Annotated in this window: 12 protein-coding genes; 6 read left to right on the top strand and 6 right to left on the bottom strand. The window is 41.9% G+C overall.

All coding sequences use genetic code 11. The features are described 5' to 3' along the window. Nucleotides 1–6: 6 nt before the first annotated feature. The 4 genes from BMW71_RS08385 (at nt 7) to BMW71_RS08370 (ending at nt 6,395) form a co-directional block, all read left to right on the top strand. Nucleotides 7–1,293 carry a restriction endonuclease subunit S gene (locus tag BMW71_RS08385; RefSeq protein WP_092172815.1) on the top strand — a complete coding sequence of 429 codons (1,287 nt, stop codon included), beginning with the start codon at nt 7–9 and terminating at the stop codon, nt 1,291–1,293. Nucleotides 1,294–1,297: 4 nt separating this feature from the next. Further along, entirely contained in the window at nt 1,298–2,929 is a 1,632-nt protein-coding gene (locus BMW71_RS08380) for a type I restriction-modification system subunit M (RefSeq protein WP_092172046.1), read from the top strand. Between the two features lie 183 nt (nt 2,930–3,112). Continuing rightward, on the top strand, nt 3,113–3,604 hold the full coding sequence (locus BMW71_RS08375; RefSeq protein WP_092172043.1) for a hypothetical protein: 492 nt from the start codon (nt 3,113–3,115) through the stop codon (nt 3,602–3,604). Nucleotides 3,605–4,517: 913 nt separating this feature from the next. Continuing rightward, entirely contained in the window at nt 4,518–6,395 is a 1,878-nt protein-coding gene (locus BMW71_RS08370) for a hypothetical protein (RefSeq protein ID WP_092172041.1), read from the top strand. A 1,668-nt stretch (nt 6,396–8,063) separates the two neighbouring features. Here the strand turns inward: BMW71_RS08370 and BMW71_RS08365 are convergent. The 3 genes from BMW71_RS08365 to BMW71_RS08350 form a co-directional block, all read right to left on the bottom strand. Beyond that, nucleotides 8,064–9,629 carry a hypothetical protein gene (locus BMW71_RS08365; protein WP_092172038.1) on the bottom strand — a complete coding sequence of 522 codons (1,566 nt, stop codon included), beginning with the start codon at nt 9,627–9,629 and terminating at the stop codon, nt 8,064–8,066. A gap of 160 nt (nt 9,630–9,789) precedes the next feature. Next, on the bottom strand, nt 9,790–10,041 hold the full coding sequence (locus tag BMW71_RS08360; RefSeq protein WP_092172036.1) for a site-specific integrase: 252 nt from the start codon (nt 10,039–10,041) through the stop codon (nt 9,790–9,792). A 513-nt stretch (nt 10,042–10,554) separates the two neighbouring features. Further along, on the bottom strand, nt 10,555–11,745 hold the full coding sequence (locus BMW71_RS08350) for a tyrosine-type recombinase/integrase (RefSeq protein WP_092172017.1): 1,191 nt from the start codon (nt 11,743–11,745) through the stop codon (nt 10,555–10,557). A 383-nt stretch (nt 11,746–12,128) separates the two neighbouring features. On the opposite strand from BMW71_RS08350, the gene BMW71_RS24175 reads away from it, so the two are divergent. Then, complete coding sequence (locus BMW71_RS24175) at nt 12,129–12,359, top strand: DUF7149 domain-containing protein (protein ID WP_449390437.1); 231 nt, start codon at nt 12,129–12,131, stop codon at nt 12,357–12,359. Nucleotides 12,360–12,802: 443 nt separating this feature from the next. On the opposite strand, the gene BMW71_RS08335 is transcribed toward BMW71_RS24175, so the two are convergent. After that, nucleotides 12,803–14,464, bottom strand: a complete 1,662-nt coding sequence (locus tag BMW71_RS08335) for an arabinan endo-1,5-alpha-L-arabinosidase (protein WP_092172014.1) — start codon at nt 14,462–14,464, stop codon at nt 12,803–12,805. A gap of 548 nt (nt 14,465–15,012) precedes the next feature. Here BMW71_RS08335 and BMW71_RS08330 point away from each other — a divergent pair. Then, nucleotides 15,013–15,798 carry a hypothetical protein gene (locus BMW71_RS08330; RefSeq protein WP_244891119.1) on the top strand — a complete coding sequence of 262 codons (786 nt, stop codon included), beginning with the start codon at nt 15,013–15,015 and terminating at the stop codon, nt 15,796–15,798. A gap of 559 nt (nt 15,799–16,357) precedes the next feature. On the opposite strand, the gene BMW71_RS08325 is transcribed toward BMW71_RS08330, so the two are convergent. Both BMW71_RS08325 and BMW71_RS08320 read right to left on the bottom strand, forming a co-directional pair. Then, a complete protein-coding gene (locus BMW71_RS08325; protein WP_244891118.1) occupies nt 16,358–17,194 on the bottom strand; it encodes an ion transporter in 837 nt (278 codons plus the stop codon). 358 nt (nt 17,195–17,552) lie between these two features. After that, on the bottom strand, nt 17,553–17,924 hold the full coding sequence (locus BMW71_RS08320; RefSeq protein WP_092172007.1) for a hypothetical protein: 372 nt from the start codon (nt 17,922–17,924) through the stop codon (nt 17,553–17,555). Nucleotides 17,925–18,022: the final 98 nt, after the last annotated feature.

The raw sequence follows: 18,022 nt of genomic DNA, 5'->3' as shown, positions 1-18,022 counted from the left end.
CATACCATGACCGAAGTCGAGGTGTTGATACCGGACTTGCGTTTTCCTGAGTTTCTAAATGACAAAACCTGGGTAAGGGATACACTTGGTGCATTGTCGAATGTCATATCAAAAAGAAACAAAGAGAATAAGAACCTTCCAGTTTACTCAATAAATAATAAAGAAGGTTTCTTGCCGCAAGATGACCAATTTGAAGGAATTAGCAGTACCGAGAGGAATTATGATATTTCATTGTACAAAGTGATTGAGAGAAATACATTTGCATATAATCCAGCTAGAATAAACGTTGGCTCAATAGGATATAGCGGAGACCTTGACAACATCATAATAAGCTCTTTGTACGTTTGCTTTAAAACCACAGAGAAAGTTAATGATGAATTTCTCTTACAGTTCATTAAGACTCCCTTCTTCAATAAAGAAGTTGAGAATAATGTAGAAGGAGGAATTAGAAACTATCTGTTTTATCAGAATTTTTCGAACATCTCAATTCCTATTCCTTCGCTCCAAGAACAACAAAAAATCGCCTCCTGCCTGTCTTCCTTAGATGAACTGATAGCTGCCAACAAGGATAAGCTTACCGCCCTCAAAGTCCACAAAAAAGGCTTGATGCAAAACCTTTTCCCGCACCCTTCGACAGGATCAGGGTCCAGGGGAAAAGTGCCAAAGTATCGTTTTCCCGAGTTTGAAGAGGATGGGGAATGGGTTGAGAAGAAGGTAGGGGAAATGACTATCAAGGTCGGAAGTGGAAAAACACCTCAAGGGGGTGATAAAAACTATATTAGTTCAGGAAGGCCTTTTGTCCGTAGCCAAAATATAGGCTGGGGAATTTTATTGCTAGATGAAATAGCTTTTATAGCTGAAGAAATACACGCCACGTTCCGTTCCTCCGAAATAAAGTTAAACGATGTTCTGCTTAACATAACAGGCGCTTCTATTGGCCGTTCGGCAATTGCAAATGAAAAGATCGCAAAAGGAAACGTTAATCAACATGTCTGTATAATTCGCACAAAACATGTTTTAAATCCAGTCTTCTTGAATAAGTACTTTATTTCCAATTATGGACAAAAACAAATAGACGGTTTTCAAGCTGGAGGTAATCGTCAAGGTTTAAATTTCAGCCAGATTCGTTCTCTCGAAATCCCAATTCCACAAACTATTCAAGAACAACAAAAAATCGCTTCCTGTCTTTCATCTGTGGATGAGCTCATCACCACCCAAGCCGAGAAGATAGCGGAATTGCAACAGCACAAAAAGGGCTTAATGCAGGGACTTTTTCCGAAAATTAAGAATTAGTAGTATGACACAGAACCAACAGATACAGCTGGGTAAAACCCTCTGGGCAATAGCGGATCAACTACGGGGAGCCATGAATGCCGATGACTTCCGGGATTACATGCTTTCATTCTTATTTTTACGCTACCTATCACATAACTACACAGAGTCGGCAAAAAAGGAATTGGGGTCAGATTATCCAAAACTAGAAGAAGGTGTCAATCCTACCCTTCCGTCAGGAAGGCGCACTGCTTTGGGTATTTGGTATGCTGACAATGCAGCAGATGTACCCGAGTTCGAAAAACAGATGCGTAGAAAAGTGCACTATGTCATTAAACCGGAGCATTTGTGGAGCAACATTACTGAATTGGCCCGTACTCAGGATGCCGACTTGTTAATCACCCTGGAAGAAGGTTTCCGCTATATTGAAAATGAATCCTTCGATAACTCCTTCCAAGGATTGTTTTCAGAAATCAACCTGAACTCTGAAAAGCTGGCCAAAACCCCTACCGATAGAAACAAAAAACTCTGCACCATCATCCAAAAGATTTCAGAAGGTATTGCTGATTTCTCCACAGATTCAGACACACTTGGTGATGCCTATGAGTATTTGATTGGTCAGTTTGCGGCGGGCTCAGGGAAAAAAGCAGGAGAATTTTATACCCCTCAGCAGATATCAACCATTCTTTCTGAGATTGTCACCCTAGACAGTCAGGACCCATCCACAGGGAAGAAAGGCAAGCTGGACAAGGTATTGGATTTCGCTTGTGGGTCAGGATCATTATTATTGAATGTAAGAAAACGTATCAAAGAAAATGGTGGTACGGTGGGTAAAATCTACGGACAAGAGAACAATATCACCACTTACAACCTGGCAAGAATGAACATGCTCCTACACGGCATGAAAGATACCGAGTTTGAGATATACCACGATGATACCCTGCTCAACCATTGGGATTTACTAAACGAAATGAATCCTTCCAAGAAAATTGAGTTTGATGCCATCGTAGCCAATCCACCTTTTAGTTTACGCTGGGAGCCGAATGACACGTTAGCTGAGGATTTCCGCTTCAAAAGTTATGGCCTTGCTCCGAAGTCGGCAGCCGACTTCGCTTTCCTTTTGCATGGTTTTCATTTCCTGGGAAAAGAAGGCACCATGGCTATCATCTTGCCTCATGGCGTATTGTTCCGTGGGGGCGCAGAAGAACGCATACGGACCAAGCTTTTGAAAGACAACCACATTGACACGGTGATCGGTTTACCGTCCAACTTGTTTTATTCAACAGGTATTCCCGTTTGTATCCTGGTGCTAAAAAAATGTAAAAAAGAAGACGATGTGCTGTTCATCAATGCCAGTGAGCATTTTGAAAAGGGAAAGCGGCAAAACACGCTGAATGAAAAGAACATTGAAAGCATTGTAGAAACCTACAAGTACCGAAAAGAGACCGAACGCTACTCTCGTAAAGTCCCCATGGAAGAGATCGAGAAGAACGGCTACAACCTGAACATTTCGAGATATGTGAGTACGGCAGAAGACGAAGTCCAAATTGACCTAAACGAAGTAAACGAACGTCTGACTTCAATCAATGAACGCATTGAAAAGAAGACCCAGGAACACAACGAGTTTTTGAAAGAGTTGGGGCTGAAGACAATATAAACCAGCGACACCTAAATCCTTTTTATTAACTACGCTTTATCCGTTAAATTCTATTCATTGTAGCTGACAGAAAAAGCAATCCACAAAATCACCTGTTTAGTTATCTATATATCTGGTATGTAAAGTATTACCTGAATTATTGTACGGCGACAACACTGTTTTGAAAGTCAAATTAAATTAATTATGACCAAGACAGATTATTTTCGCGACTGCACCTCTCTGGATGAGGCCCGTAAAACGTACTACCGCTTAGCCATGAAGCTCCATCCCGATAAGGGAGGGGATGAGGAACAGTTCAAGGAGTTGGCCAACCAGTTCCATGCATTTAAGCCGAGCGAATTCAAGTACGAAAACGAATTCAGTGACTGGAATTCCAAGGCCTATTCCGGAATTATTGAAGCACTTATGGAAATTCCCGGCATCGTCATTGAGATTTGCGGCTCCTGGATTTGGATATCAGGTGAGACTAAGAATCGGAAGGATCAAATTAAATCCATCCGGGCCGGTGAACATTACCAACGAGGATTCTCCGCGAAGAAGAGCATGTGGTATTTCTCACCCAAAGGCTATAAGAAGAGATCCTCCGATGAGCTGGACATGGATTCGATCAGGAACATCTACGGATCTGAGGAACTCCGTGGTAACTCGCAGAAGGCTATTAGGGAAGGGGGGTAACCTCCCCTTTTTTTATTTAGCCCTTATGGTTTTTACCCCAACCCCACATTTATAGCCGCCATAGTTGTTTCTTAGAAATCAATTTTGGCGATACCGGGATGCACGCTCTTAGGCTCTCCACGAGAGCGTAGGCGGACCAAGGATGCAAGTGTTTTCATCCACTCACTACTTCCCCACAGTGCAACCCTTCTCCTTAAGCGAGGATTGAGGACCATACACATGCCGCGTTAAAAATGGCGGATCCACCAAACCGCACGGTCACGGGTAATCCGCCTGCAGCTAGGGAGTGTCGAGGATGGCACCTGGCCGTTAGCCTATGTCTGCGGCTTGCGACCTCCCTATAGGAAGAGCCAACGATCCCGGCTGGGTCAGAGGAGGCCTTATGGCTTTTAAATTTTCCTATCCTGTTACAAAAAGTGTCATATACTAAGGAAATACGGCGAAGATACCCCATCTTTTTGTAACACACTCGATTCCGTCGTATCCGAGTAGGCGATGTTCAGGCCCATGACATTTATTGTGCGAATGTTCAGCCTCCCCGAGATAAAGAAAGCTTGGATCCGTCAAAATTGATTTATATTAGAGCAGGTCTTTTGACCTCTCCTGCCATTGTAGAGGCTATTACCCCCCCCCCACAATTTGCAATAGGTAAAGGTGCACGGAAATGAAACGCAGCCGATAGTGAACCCTTCGAAAAATAAATCGTAAGCTTTTCATTCAATTGTTAGTACAATATCGCTTATACTTGCAACGGTAAACCACTTTTACTCAATTGAGAGTGATTTAAGATTCTACAGCTGAGGGATGATCTCTTTAATTTTGTTTCAGCTTTTACGAAAAAGGCCAAATAGCAGGTCAAAAGCCACAACAATGATAATACCAATGGCATTCTTATTAACAAAATAGAAAAGATATGACTGATAGTGGAGAAGGAAAAGCAGAAGAAAAGGCATTTTCTGTACCGATTGGGGTGGCCCACCTTAGTGAGTGTATGAGTGAACTACCGCAGGGCATATTTCACAAGGGAAGGACCGGGGGAGGAGGGACTACTATTGCCCTTACTAACAACAAGCCTACAATCATTGCGGTTCCACTGGTCGAATTGATCATTAACAAGATTGTCCAATCTACGTCAGAGGAAAAGAAATACCTTTATCCTCATAAGATTATTGGCATTTACTTCGGGAGCCATGAAAAAAAGCAGGTCAAGGGTCAGAACCTTATCGACCATATGTTCGATAACCAAAACGCATCAGACCTCGCCAATAATCTAAGCCTGTACTTGAAGGAAGTGCCAGTACCTAAAATAATGGTAACCTATGATTCACTGCGTAAGGTTATCGATTGCATAAATACTGATCATTATCATTTACTGGTCGATGAATATCATTTGCTTTTCACTGAGTATTGTTACAGGGGTAAAGCCACAAGAATTGTCATGGACAATTTCAAAAAGTTCGCTACTTATACTTTTATGACATCTACTCCATTACCAGGAAAATATTTATTACCTAAACTTAAAGGTGAATTGGTCACCACTGCTATTTGGCCTGACAGCGAAAGAGTAACTATTAGATCTTTTATCTGCACAGGAGCCGGAACAAAAGAGGGAGGAATAAATGACGCTATTTCTCGATCAATCGGAAATTTTCTTTCTGGTAGATACGAAACCAACGCCTATTTCTTTGTCAATAGCATAGACATTATCAATGATATGATTCTAGACTGTAATCTAAATTCAGATAATTGTCGGGTAGTTTATTCTAAGAGTAATAACAAGAAACTTAAAGGAGGAATTCAGAGGGGGAGCACAATGGATGATCCAAAGAAAATTAATTTCATTACGGCAGCATCTTTTGACGGCGCAGATATCTATGACGAAGAAGGTCGGGTTATCATCGTGTCGGATGGTGAACTTGCTCATACTTTGTTGGATATTTCGACTAGAGTACAACAAATTGCTGGCAGGATTCGAGACACTAAGCATTACAAGACAATTGACCATATCTATAGCTTAACCAGGAATCACAAATTAACCGAGGATGGTATGGAAATCAAAATTTCCAATTCAGAGGATGCTGAAAAGGAATTCTTTAGGAATGTAAGGTTTTCTCCAGATGTTAAATATCATCGAGAATCATTTAAACTAAAGAAGCCAAAATATCACTATCTTGACTCGAGAACTAATGAAATAATTTATGATCCTTTAAGAAAAATGGTCGAGCTATTCCATCACAATTTAGCTAACACCTACGAATCTTATGAGAATATTATTAAGGAACATGCTAAATACGGTTACGACTTCGAAGGCTATCTACAGGACAAGGGGCCTAGCGATTTCGAGGCGACTGTAAGAAATCTTGAATACTACGATGAGAAATATGGGTATAGTTCACCTTTTTATGAAGGATTAGAATCTAGTGCAAAGGAACGATACCCATTTATCATGGAAGCCATTGAGAGAATCAAATATGCTGGAATTGCTAAAATGAACTACAGGCAGGATAAGGTAAAGGAGAAATTGGACCGGATGAATAAAAAGGCCCCTAATTTTGATGTTAAAGTTGCTGAGTTGTTAAACGATTATAAGGAGCTTTATAATGGAGCGATGATACTGGCAAAGAGGGCAAAGGAAATAATCAGTGAGGTTTATAGAGAATTGGGAATTACAAAAAAAGCAACTGCCAACCACTTAAATGATTACTACCACATTACCGCAAATACGAAAAGACTGGGTGGCAAGCCAGATAGAGTACTCTGCATTGGAGAAGCTAAATTTAATCTGGATTAAAAGTCTTGGTTCCGCAGGTATACATAAACTCACCCAACTCCACCGAGACATCTGACCGTTTAGCGTTGGGTATAGAATTGATATTAGTCGGTTACTTCCATATAGTACACAAAGTTTCCCTGAGAGAATGGCTGACAGTAGGATGGTGGATCGCCCCAGGAAATAACCGATTCAAATATGGGTAACTAAGGCTACCCAGGAAAGCGGAAAAACTACACTGTTAGTAAAAGAAAAGGTAGAAAATAGTGTGACCTAATATATTAGTGGTATAGGCGAGACAGTGAATAAAAATCCTTTTACTCAAGATGAAAGTGAAACAATTTAACCCCCTCAAAATCATATCCCCCATACCCAAACATACTCTATAAAAGCCCCCGTGCCTTTTAGTTTGGGGAAATACCCCCCGGTACCTTCTGTCCCAAAAAGAATCCCTCGCCCTCAAAAGGTATGTATTTCGGAGTATTTCATTTTCTGGTAAAGTGAACCACTCGATTATATAAAGACCTGTTGATTTTGGGTCTTTTATAAATTCTCAATTATGCCACTTTTGAAAGAAGTTTTACACAATATCAGGTGATTACCAGGGATTATTGACGTAATCACCAGCTTTTTTTCACACTTGACCCTCAAATACGATCAATTCAAAAAGTTATTCCTGAATGGCATCGAACCATTCTGGAATAATACAGGTTTATCGGAGAATCTCCGGTTCTCGGACTGTTCTTCATTCCGATAAAAGCAAATTGCCGCGCCTTAAAACGCTCCAAAGAAAAATGGTACCGTGATGCCTTATATGGTTGCGTAACACTCCTGAAAAAGGAGAGTTGAATAGGTATCACCGAACCATTTTTCTCTTCCGCTTTTTTACCCGCCCGCATCCCAATTTGCTTTTATCTCCATTCGACATTCCTCCGTTCCTCGATTCGGCTTTTCCCAATTTTATTTTAGTTCATCAGGCCTCCGGCAGGTAGGCAAAATAAAACCCCAAAGCCCGTGTTTGGCTCGCCTGCGCCCTCGTTACTCACGTTCAATCGCACTGTTGTGCTTCTCTTGAACGGCTCCACTCGGAACTCGCAGGCGGCTCGCAATCAGCCCGCAACCCAGCCGCCATTTTCTAACCCCTGGCCCCGTGATCAACCGGGGTTTTTAAGGTTGCTGTACCAGCATGAAAAAATAAATGTGACCGGAAACCTTAATGTGGCATAAGTTTTTTCATCTCCCATGCAAAGGTAACAGCCAGCCAGGACCCGTCAAGGGTAAAATGAACGGCATGACCGCAGGCGCAACACAGGCCGCCCTTGACTGAACCTGTCTGACTTGTTGGTAGGCATTTGGGAGATGAACAAACAAAAGAATATTCAATTTTGAATAAAAGGCAAGCGTCTAGTGGACGTTGGTTTAAAAAGGTTCGGAACGTGCTGCGGGAAGTATGGCGAGATTAATCGCTTGTTTCTGGTACAATTCAACTACGTGAAGGTAAATATCTGAATACCTGATAAATGGATATAGTCCCATTCTTTTATACTACGTCAAAAGACAAACCATTAGCCAACTCAACCTGAGTAAACAAGACTGGTAGTATAGTTGTGGGATGCGTCCTCCTAATTAGGCACGACTAGCTGTAAACTTATAGCTCCCGTCAATCTTGTTTGGCCCACGTTTTTTATATTAATTTAATTTTTCTATAATATCATTCGGTGAGGACAACTTTTTAAGTTCCTTTTCAAGTTTTTTAGTCTCCTCTGATGTGAGTTTTAAAATAGTCTCTTGAAAATCAACAATAAACTTAATTTCTTTATGGTATTTTTTAATTTCTGTAAGTGACATTTCAAAATCTGGAAGCGATATCTCTCTTGAGGAGATTGTTTGCAACTCTATTCTTCCAGCATCAACATACTTATCGTAAATATTTTCAAGTAAATATTTTGATGCTGTCTTATAAGCGGTAAAAAGGTGTTTTTTATTTGCCAGATCACTATTCGGATTGTCCATAGAAAGCTTATTAGCTAAAAGCTTTTTTTCGAAAACTTTGATCTCTTTAATTATTTCTATTCTTTTATTTTCATCTTCTATTCGTTTCGTTTGGGATTGAATAAACTTTTTTACCCTTAATACCTGTTCTTGAACATTTTCATCTTCTTTTATTTCCAAGGCTCTCTCGTAATATTCGATAGCAGATTGAAATTGGTTATCATTGAATCTCCTATCAGCTTGGTTTATATATTCCTTGAATTGGTATTCCTTTAGTTCTTCTTTTCCTTTCGGTGATCTTTTATAGCAGTCTGAAGAACGATTGCATTCGCTAATTACTATTTGCTTACCGATGGGGCGAACACTACCTGCTGAATAATAGTACAAAGGATTATCTATTAGGCTAGATTCATACACTGATATGCTTTCATTCTGCCAAATACAAATAGGATTAAAACTCCTATCAATTGACATAGATGGGTCAGCTATTTTTATAATGTTTCTAATCGATTTTTTTTCATAAGGTCCATTATTATTATAGACCCTTTTATCAGATGAAATCAGTACTGTATCCGGTCGATATACTTTTCCGTTAACAGTTGACGTATTTGATGATATATCATATGCAGCCCAAAACTCATTTACAAATCTTGTACTATCACAAAACACTTTCATTTCTCCGTTAGTAATGTTGTTATATAATCGCCAAGACGCTACTCCATTAATAAATCTAATTTCATCTTTTTCAACTCCCTTTATATAAATCCATGAACCTGACATGAAACCCAAGCTATCGAACTGACCTATAACACTATAATTTGAAGGCCAATTAGCTTCATAGGTAACTTTACCTATAAAATGGTTATTTTTGAATGTGGCTGTTGATACTTCTTTATCATCCTGATTACTCCTTATTAATTTGAGAGAATTTGAATATGACCAATTGCCATCAAGTAAGCCATTCTTATATTCTCCAGAAATTTCTGTATTTATCTTAATACTTCCTCCCCATCCCGAAAATGATTTATTCGTTGCATAAATGTCCCATTTTCCATTTTTATTGCCATTTAAAAAATCACCTTTCAGATTGTAGAGAGAACCTTCATAATCAAATGAGCCATGAAACACTCTTTCCATTTTTTCGTTCTCGTAATATTGATATGTAGCAATACCGTCTTCAAATTTCCCGGTATGGGTCTTGGTTTGAGATTTAGTCTTAGCTACTGTTACGAAAAGTAGTCCAATTAGAAGCAGTCTTTTCATAGGGTTCGGGTTCACTTTTTAGATCGGTGCCAGGTCGTTTGTAAAGGTAATACTGGTATCCAACAAATACAAAATCATGTTTTTGAATCGACAGAAATTTGTAATTAGCTGATCAGTGTTGTTAATAAGGGTGTTTTTAGATTTCAATCACGTTTTTTTATTATTTGAATAGCCCCCCAATTTTCTGACTCCTAACGCTGGCACCAATATACTCCAAGGTCTGGTTAGTACTGGAATGCTGTAGCAATTCCCTGACTTCCTCCAAGCTCAGTTTATACTCCCAGTAACAAATGGAGGCAAAGGTCCGTCTGGCATCATGCGTGGTTATCGTTTGATGAAGCTCGAACTCACCCACCAGGCATTTTTTTCCACCACACAGGAGGTGTAAACGATCCGATTCAATTCCGCTCATTTACTTAAATGATTAGTCATTTCGTTTGCGCTTTGTTGGCATTAAGATGCATGCTTCCAATGTTCCTACCCTACATCGAGTTAAATCCATTGTTTTATCCCTAAGCAAAGAAACCCCGGAATATAATTTCCGGGGTTTATTACATTTTCAGTTGTTGTCAAGGTATCTGATTACTTCAAGTGGCTTAAGCTGTTTTCGGGCTTGTAGATGATCCGCCAACAAGTCAATTAAGATCTTGTTGTGGATAAATTCATCGTCCTTTAGTTCTTCAAACTTGGCCTGAAATGCCTTAAACTCCCTCAATAATTCTCCAACCTTTTCAACGTGTGCGGGCGTTAACATAATTAATGTTATCAAAACCAGTATTCTTAGGGAACTGAATACCAGTTGGTTACCCGTAACCTCATTAAACTGCTATTAATAAATAATAGCATGAACCCTAAACGATAGAATGATGTAAAGATACAAAACAATTAATGTTATATCATTAGTTAGGTTGGGAAATCCCTTGCTTTAGAAGGCTATATTTTCCTGATCCGCCAAGGTTATCCCGATGTACCCCAGGGTCACATCCATAGAACTGTGGCCTAAAAACTTGCTTAACTTCAGCAGGTCCACTTCTTTCTCATACGCCAATCTGGCAAACGTTCTCCGTGCGGTATGACCTGTTATCTTCTTATATTTAGGCGTTGTTTCCGTAATGAACTTGGACCCGGATCGTTTGTAAGTTTCAGTGACATCGTTAATCCTTGCCCGCTGACATAGTATTTTGAGTTTCCTGTTTTCGTTTTGTCCGGTAGTGATGGGAAAAGATTTATACTTCTTGAGTAAGGCCAGGGATTTGGTCCCCTCACTTAGGGTTATCCCATGGAGTTTACCCTGTTTTTGAATGTTGAACTCAAGCCTGTTTCCTTTCAGATTTAAAATATCCACATGCTTCATGTCACTGTGCCGCAAACCAGTGTAGCACCGGAACAGAAAGCAGTCTTTAATTACTTGTTCCGATTCGGAGCAGTCCACATTTTCAAGGGCTGTCAGTTCTTCCTGGGTGAGCCAAATAATTTTGCCCTTGTAGGTTTCTACCCGATAGTCCTCTATATCCAATGGAATGGTGATATTCAGGGAACGCCCGAACTTACAAGCCTTTTTTATTATTTTGAAAAGGTCCTTTATGTAATTGTTTGTAAGTTGCCGTTTCACCAATTTATCCCTGTAGTTATCAAATAACTCCGTAGTAAGTTCGTGATAGGCTAATTTTGGATAATAACCTTGAAGGGAATTTTTTACAGTGAGGAACTTCTTTAGATGGGTATGGGCATACCTGTTTTTGTATTGTTCCATGTACTTGTCAAGAAGTTCGTAGAATGTAAGGTTGACTTTGGGTCGTTGAGCTTTCTTCTTGACTTCTTTGTTAATACTCTCTCTAAATACCAGTTGTAGCTCTTCGATCGAACACTTATCATCCTTTCCCATACTAAGCCGGACTTGCCAGGCTTCCCGAATCTGGGTTATTTTTTGGGTAAGTGTAGCATCATTCTCTACCCGCTGTAAGGCCTGGTTCCAATCGTCAGGATTCACCTTAATGTTCAATTGAAATTTAGCAGTCTTAAAATTGATTTCATGCTTAAAAAATAGCGGCGTTCTTCCAGTTTTTTTACTTACCCGTTGCCTGTTCAGGTACAGTGTTGGGAGTTGTTTATCCATATTGTTTGAGGTAAAATGTTGTACAGTTTTGTTGTACGGTTATGGGGTAAATATACAACATTTTTACGTAAAAACCGCCTATACAGGCTGTATTGAGGGGTATTTCGAGCCCAAGAGGAGGAGCAAAAACCTGCCAATGGCAGGTTTTTTTTATGTATTTATGCATGAATCATGCATTATGGATATATCCTTTATTCTGAAACCATCGACAAGTATTACGTTGGTCAAACGGAAGGCACGGGTAAACGACTCAGTTTCCTCAATGATCCCGAAAAGAACAACATCTGAACGCAACGCGGTATTCCATGGGGGTTAAAAATTTCAATGGCCTTTCCCTCACGCACCGAAGCAATTAAAGCGGAAAGATTCATTAAAACTCAAAAATCCAGAAAATTTATCCTAGAAATCATCCTGAACGGATCGAAAAAATACGGGGGTGCATCTTATTTTTAAAAGTAAAACCGAATAGGACTGAAATTGAGTGGTTCAAGACAAACCTGATCCAATTACTCGATACGGCCAAATCGGAAAAATTCCATAAAATACTCGTCAGTGAATTTTTGGAAAGTAGCTACTACCTGTATATCAACAACGTATATCAAGAACAAAACTAGCCAAATGTCAGAAGACCAAAAGAAAATACTTGAAAGCCAGTTATGGGGAATTGCCAACCTACTGGGGGGGGGTAAATCCGTGCGGACGATTACCGGGACTATATTCTGGGCTTTATCTTTTATAAGTACCATTCAGATTTTACAAGTACCTTTCAGAAAAACAGGCCGTGTATGCCAATGAACTGCTGATCGGCGAAAAGGTTACCGATTTTCAACAAGTAACCGAGTAGCAAACCTTGGATGCGATCAAGGAGGAATCCTTGTTGAAATTAGGCTATTTTCTGGAACTCTCGCAATTGTTTTCGGTGCTTGCGGCCAGAGGCAATGCAGATACGGAAAGCGAAAGCAATTATATCCCGGAAGCCCTCAAAGCAGTGCTCAACCATATTGAACAAAGCACCAGCGGCACCGCATCCCGATTAGGTTACCAGTCAACATTTCCTTTATTTCTCCTCGTTTCCGACTTTCTTACCCCAGATCGAAAAACCTTCCGAAGAGATGCCTGCATACGTAACCGTTGTACGTCTCGGAGATGCTTCCCAGTCCCAGGCACTGTCAACCAATAGTTTCGTGCCATTTAACGTGAGCGTTTGGGAGCCCTCATCAAAAGACCAGGTTCCATTCAGGTGCCCCGTTACCGAATAATCCTCCTGTAACGTGATGTTTTCTGAAAGCTGCATCGCTTGGTATTCATACCTTAGGGTAATTTCTTCCCATTTACCTAGGAGATCCGCTTCCGTTAGGTTGACATCCGGAACATCCGCATACCGTTCGGGAGCAACCACAGGCCAGCCATCTTCCGTCCAGTATATTTCCCGCACATGCCCCATCATAACGGCATTGGAAACATTAATTCCTGCAATATTCGGAGGTAAACGACCTTGCGATGCATAGAACCATTTTCCAGAATCCGGATCCTGAAAAATGGAGCAGTGTGAAATCCCAACCCATCCATAACTGCCTGCAAACTTATAGGGATGTGTGAGAACAGGATAGGCTTCCGCTCCCGCTGTGACATTTCCGCCATCCATACCGAAATACGGACCGGTTATCTTTTCTGACCGGGCCACCCGTGTATTATACGCCTGCGCTAACTCATCGTAGGACAGAAACAGGTAATAATAGCCCGTATCCTCATTATAAATGATTTCAGGCGCTTCAAGTGCCTGCCATCTGTTCGAATACACATCCCCGCGGCCGGCTACCCGGACGCCAAAATCGGGAAGGGTATTCAGCTCCTTGGGTTTGCCCGTGACAGGATCCACCTCAACTGCAGCCAACCCGGAATGCCAGGAACCGTAAATGAGCCAGTGTTCACCTTCCGAAGTAACTACGTAGGAGGGATCGATCGCATTGAACCTAAAATAACCGCTCCAGTCGGAACCCCCATCACGCGCATAGGTTTCTTCCCCATCGGCCACCGAGTGGATCACCATTCCTTTATCCTCCCAATGATTGCTAGAAAGATCGGTAGATTCGGCAAGGCCAATAAAGGCACGTTCTGTCCAATATTCATTTCCGTTATTTCCCAAAATCGGGTTAAGCACCACTACACAGTAGTACAGCCTGAAGGTATTTCCAACTTTTATGATATGCGGCGCCCAAAACCCGTATTCCGGGTTCTCAAGGGCTGGCAAAGCCGGGTCCATGGTAGCCCGGATAGTATTCAGGGCATCTTTTACCCAAGCGGGATCAGCATCAAACACGGCACCAAGATACTCCCAGTTAACCAGGTCTTTGGACCGCCGGGCGGGATAATTCCCACCAGCCTCATGAACATTTCCATAGGAGGCATTCGTTTGATACATGTAAAAATAGTCGCCATCCTTTATCACGGTTGGGTCATGAACATTTGCCAGGTTCCAGTTGAAACGATCGCTCCAGGTGAAAATAGGAGTATAATCGTCAGAATAGGTTGGACCCTGAAAATCGGGGATCAACCCTTCATAGGGTTCGTTCCGTTGTTCTTCGTAATCATCCGGACCTGGGCTATTGACGCAGCAACCGGCCACAACTCCAAGAGTTACTAAAAGAATGAATACAGGGTATCCCGTCTTGATGCTTTTCACATTCCTGAATTTTATGCCGCTTTCTTTATGAGCCATTCCAACTAATAATTACTGCACGAAACTACATTTCTTCAATTCAAACGATACTCGTGTGGTTACCGGTCTCCTGCCTGGATACGGCGGGCCTGTCTGCCGCCGAGCTGGCAACCGGAGCCGTTCGCTATTTCTACCTTCTCTTCCGAAAGATACTGATTTTTATAGGTATTTGGTTCCTCCTGCCTGTGGAAGGCAGTCTGTACCCAAGCTGAAGTGTGTGCCGACTATGGCGCAGTCAGTATCCAACATACCCTACTTTTCCAGCGGGTGCAAGTATCTTGCAGGCAGGTCGATATAGCCTGCACGTCCTTACCCACCTGAACCTCTGGAAATACCCACTAAAAAGACTTCGGGAATAACCTAGCTTCAGCCACCGGCATGAAAAACCCGCCAGCTATTGCAAACCTGGCGGGTTTATTCGCTATTTTGCAGGCACATTTACGGTAGATTATACCATGCATCGATTTCTTTTACATTTCGGCCTGATCCTCTGTATGGCCTGTAAAACCAACAAACCGACCGGCCTGCTCGCACAAAACCCCTCCCCCATGGAAGAGCACATACGCCCGCACGGCAGGGTGGACGGTTCGGACTTTGAGGGGAAGAAAATTCCCCTACCGGGCATTTTTGACACAGAGCCTCTGCTATTGAAGCGTAACGACTTTTCTGAGGATTCGGTAAACCTACTGATTCATTTTCACGGGAGCGAAAATGTGGTGGCCCAGGCAGTGGCTGAAAACAAAGGCTGGGCCGCCGTAGCGGTAAACCTCGGAAATGGATCCAGCGCGTACGGGGTCCCCTTGGCAAATCCGGATACATTTGATTCTCTTTTATTGGCCGCAAAAAGCCAACTTCAACAACCGATTCGGAAAATCTACCTTTCCGGATTTAGCGCCGGATACGGGGCCATTCGTGCTATCCTCAAAACCGAACACTACGCCGCCATCGACGGCGTCTTGCTGCTAGACGGCCTCCACGCAAGTTACGTTCCGGCCCGAACACCGCTTTCCATGGGCGGAAGCATTCAAGAGGAAAATCTGGCTATCTTCGGAAAACTGGCGAAAGAGGCGGTTTCCGGCAAAAAATCCTTTGTGTTTACCCATAGTAGCATTTTTCCGGGCACCTTTGTAAGCACCACCGAATGCGCTGACTTTCTAGTAGCGGCTACGGGCATCCCGCGCAAGCCTGTTCTAAAAGAAGGTCCGCTTGGCATGCAGCAGGTGGGGGAATCGGCCAAAGGAAAACTCCGCATTCTAGCGTTTGCCGGAAATACCGCCCCCGATCACATCGACCACCTGCACGGATTGTACCACTTTATCCGACTGCTTCAATAGCCAGACGAATCCGTACCGCCGACTGAAAAAGGCGCCTAGATACCACGCTTCTCTCCTGGGAAGGCGTCAGTCCCCGACATATCCATTTTTTTGACCTGTTTTCGAGTATCCGAGCGTTATAATGCAGTGTTGTTGTGACAACAATCGTTTTCTTAATCGGTACGAGTATAGTTCAGAGCGACAAATCGCTAGAAAATCCTCGTACAGCGATGAAACAAAAGTTACCGCTCCTGGCTGAAGGTCGTTGGAACGTACCCATCGGTGGTAGAAGACACGCTTCCCTAGGCAATGGGTTAGATTCGAAGTTGCTATCAGCAAGCCAAAAACGCAGGCAAACCGCCATGTAACTCTGGTGAAAAGGTATTCAGGTAGTAGCGGCCTGTATTTTATGCTGATATTTTGGGTAATAAATCAATAACATTTGCCTGGAATTTTTTGCGCAAGTAATTACGTGAAGTAGTGGACCAATCAGGAATTCTGTTTGAAGTAGTTGGATTTAGTCCAACCTGCATTCTTCCTGTTTTGTAACGCAGGGAATTCCCCGATTTTTACCTGCCCCCTATTTTTTTCTGATGAGTTGCCCGCAGGTGGGGCAGCGTTGATTTTTTTGCTGCCCTTGAGATAGTTCGTTGGAAAATCCAGCAGCTAAGATCCCGGTCGGCAAGGCAACAAGACCAATTCCGATAATGGCGATGATACCTGCTAAAAACCGACCCAGGGGCGTAATTGGATATACGTCTCCATAGCCAACGGTAGTCACCGTGATAATACCCCACCACATGGTTTCAGGGATACTGGAGAATTTATCCGGCTGCGCATTGTTCTCAACATAATACATGAATGTGGCGGCAACGACTAGAAGGAAACCTGTCAGAATAAAAGAAATGACAAGCTCTTCCTTTTTCTTACTAATCACCCGATTGATGAGGTCAAGCGCTACCATATACCGGGCAAGTTTAAGCAACCGAAAAACCCGAAAGACCCGTAGAAATCGCAATAAGCGTAAATCTACTCCAAAGAATGGAAGAAAAAATGGAAGCACTGCCAGAAGATCAATGATCGCAAGTGGCGTTAGTGCGTATTTTATATTCCCTATAATTGGCTTTTTATAGGTAGGGTTCAGGTTTGCCGTCCAGAGACGCAGCAGGTACTCAATCGTAAAAACAACTACTGAAAAATACTCAAATAGCAGAAAATAGTTCCCAAACTCTATCCTGACGGACTCTATGGATACTAAAATTACTGCTACCACATTTAGCAAAATTAACGTGATAATGAATGCATCAACGTACCAACTCAGGTCACCGGGCGTTTTTGATACAGACAATAGTTTGTATACACGCTTTCTCATCTCTGTCATTTTTTTATTCGAAGAACAGGGTAGAAAAATAAGCATTTTATGATAACTTTTCACGAAATCATACCTGGGTATTGGACGCCAACGAGGCGGGGAAAAAGAAATTGACCGATTAGTTGGTGGAGCAGGGAAAAAAGAAAATAGCGATACGAGCTTTTCCTATAATTTGAGGAAACCGATTGAGGTGTTATTTCCTATTATTAGGTGAAAAAAGGGAGAACCGCTACTTCCAAAAGTAGCTTTAATAGCCTGTTTGGGCATGACGTATGAAATTTTTGTGAAACAAAAATCCCCGTTTGCGCGACGTATTGGCCGATTAAATTTGTACCAGGAGCGGGACTACATTTTTTCATATAAGTAACTGATTTTTAGCTTTTTGGTATTTGATTGTAGAACATTACCCGTTTTTCTGCTCCAATTTTCCCAGCAAAAGCTTGTTGTGTTCTTCCAGCAGTTCGATGTACTTTTTCTGCCACAGCTCCTTCTCTTTGATGCATTTCGCCAAGTCACTGCTGCTGTAGATCTCCTTTTCCTCGAGTGAAAAACCGTATTCGGTCAGCATTTCCGGAAACTCCTTGGAAAAATCGTGGCCTATCGCGCGGCCGTATTTGTGAATGATGTCAAAGCTAAGGTCATCCTTTTCAAAATGCCTGTACGCGCTCGAAGGATGATAGGAAGCTTTTTTTGCGATCGCCAATATGCTTACCGCATGCTCTTTGGCATACTCGTCTAGCTTTTTTCTGAGTATTTCTCCCCTGTGATTCTTCATGTAAACAAAGTTGGGGAAAATTTTTTTCTCATTTTGAGATGAAAAATATTGCATTGGTATCTTTAATATCGCATATTTACCGCATAGTTATAGCACTT

Source organism: Cyclobacterium xiamenense, assembly GCF_900109255.1.
Lineage (GTDB): Bacteria > Bacteroidota > Bacteroidia > Cytophagales > Cyclobacteriaceae > Cyclobacterium > Cyclobacterium xiamenense.
Note: the sequence above shows the minus strand (reverse complement) of the source record. Positions and strands in the feature narration are given on the sequence as shown.

Excerpts from the sequence above, each read along its gene's own strand:
- BMW71_RS08375 (WP_092172043.1), top strand. The coding sequence starts at position 3,113 with ATGACCAAGACAGATTATTTTCGCGACTGCACCTCTCTGGATGAGGCC.
- BMW71_RS08370 (WP_092172041.1), top strand. The coding sequence starts at position 4,518 with ATGACTGATAGTGGAGAAGGAAAAGCAGAAGAAAAGGCATTTTCTGTA.
- BMW71_RS08385 (WP_092172815.1), top strand. The coding sequence starts at position 7 with ATGACCGAAGTCGAGGTGTTGATACCGGACTTGCGTTTTCCTGAGTTT.
- BMW71_RS08380 (WP_092172046.1), top strand. The coding sequence starts at position 1,298 with ATGACACAGAACCAACAGATACAGCTGGGTAAAACCCTCTGGGCAATA.
- BMW71_RS08360 (WP_092172036.1), bottom strand. The coding sequence starts at position 10,041 with ATGAGCGGAATTGAATCGGATCGTTTACACCTCCTGTGTGGTGGAAAA.
- BMW71_RS08320 (WP_092172007.1), bottom strand. The coding sequence starts at position 17,924 with ATGAAGAATCACAGGGGAGAAATACTCAGAAAAAAGCTAGACGAGTAT.
- BMW71_RS08335 (WP_092172014.1), bottom strand. The coding sequence starts at position 14,464 with ATGGCTCATAAAGAAAGCGGCATAAAATTCAGGAATGTGAAAAGCATC.
- BMW71_RS08325 (WP_244891118.1), bottom strand. The coding sequence starts at position 17,194 with ATGCTTATTTTTCTACCCTGTTCTTCGAATAAAAAAATGACAGAGATG.
- BMW71_RS08350 (WP_092172017.1), bottom strand. The coding sequence starts at position 11,745 with ATGGATAAACAACTCCCAACACTGTACCTGAACAGGCAACGGGTAAGT.
- BMW71_RS08330 (WP_244891119.1), top strand. The coding sequence starts at position 15,013 with ATGGAAGAGCACATACGCCCGCACGGCAGGGTGGACGGTTCGGACTTT.
- BMW71_RS08365 (WP_092172038.1), bottom strand. The coding sequence starts at position 9,629 with ATGAAAAGACTGCTTCTAATTGGACTACTTTTCGTAACAGTAGCTAAG.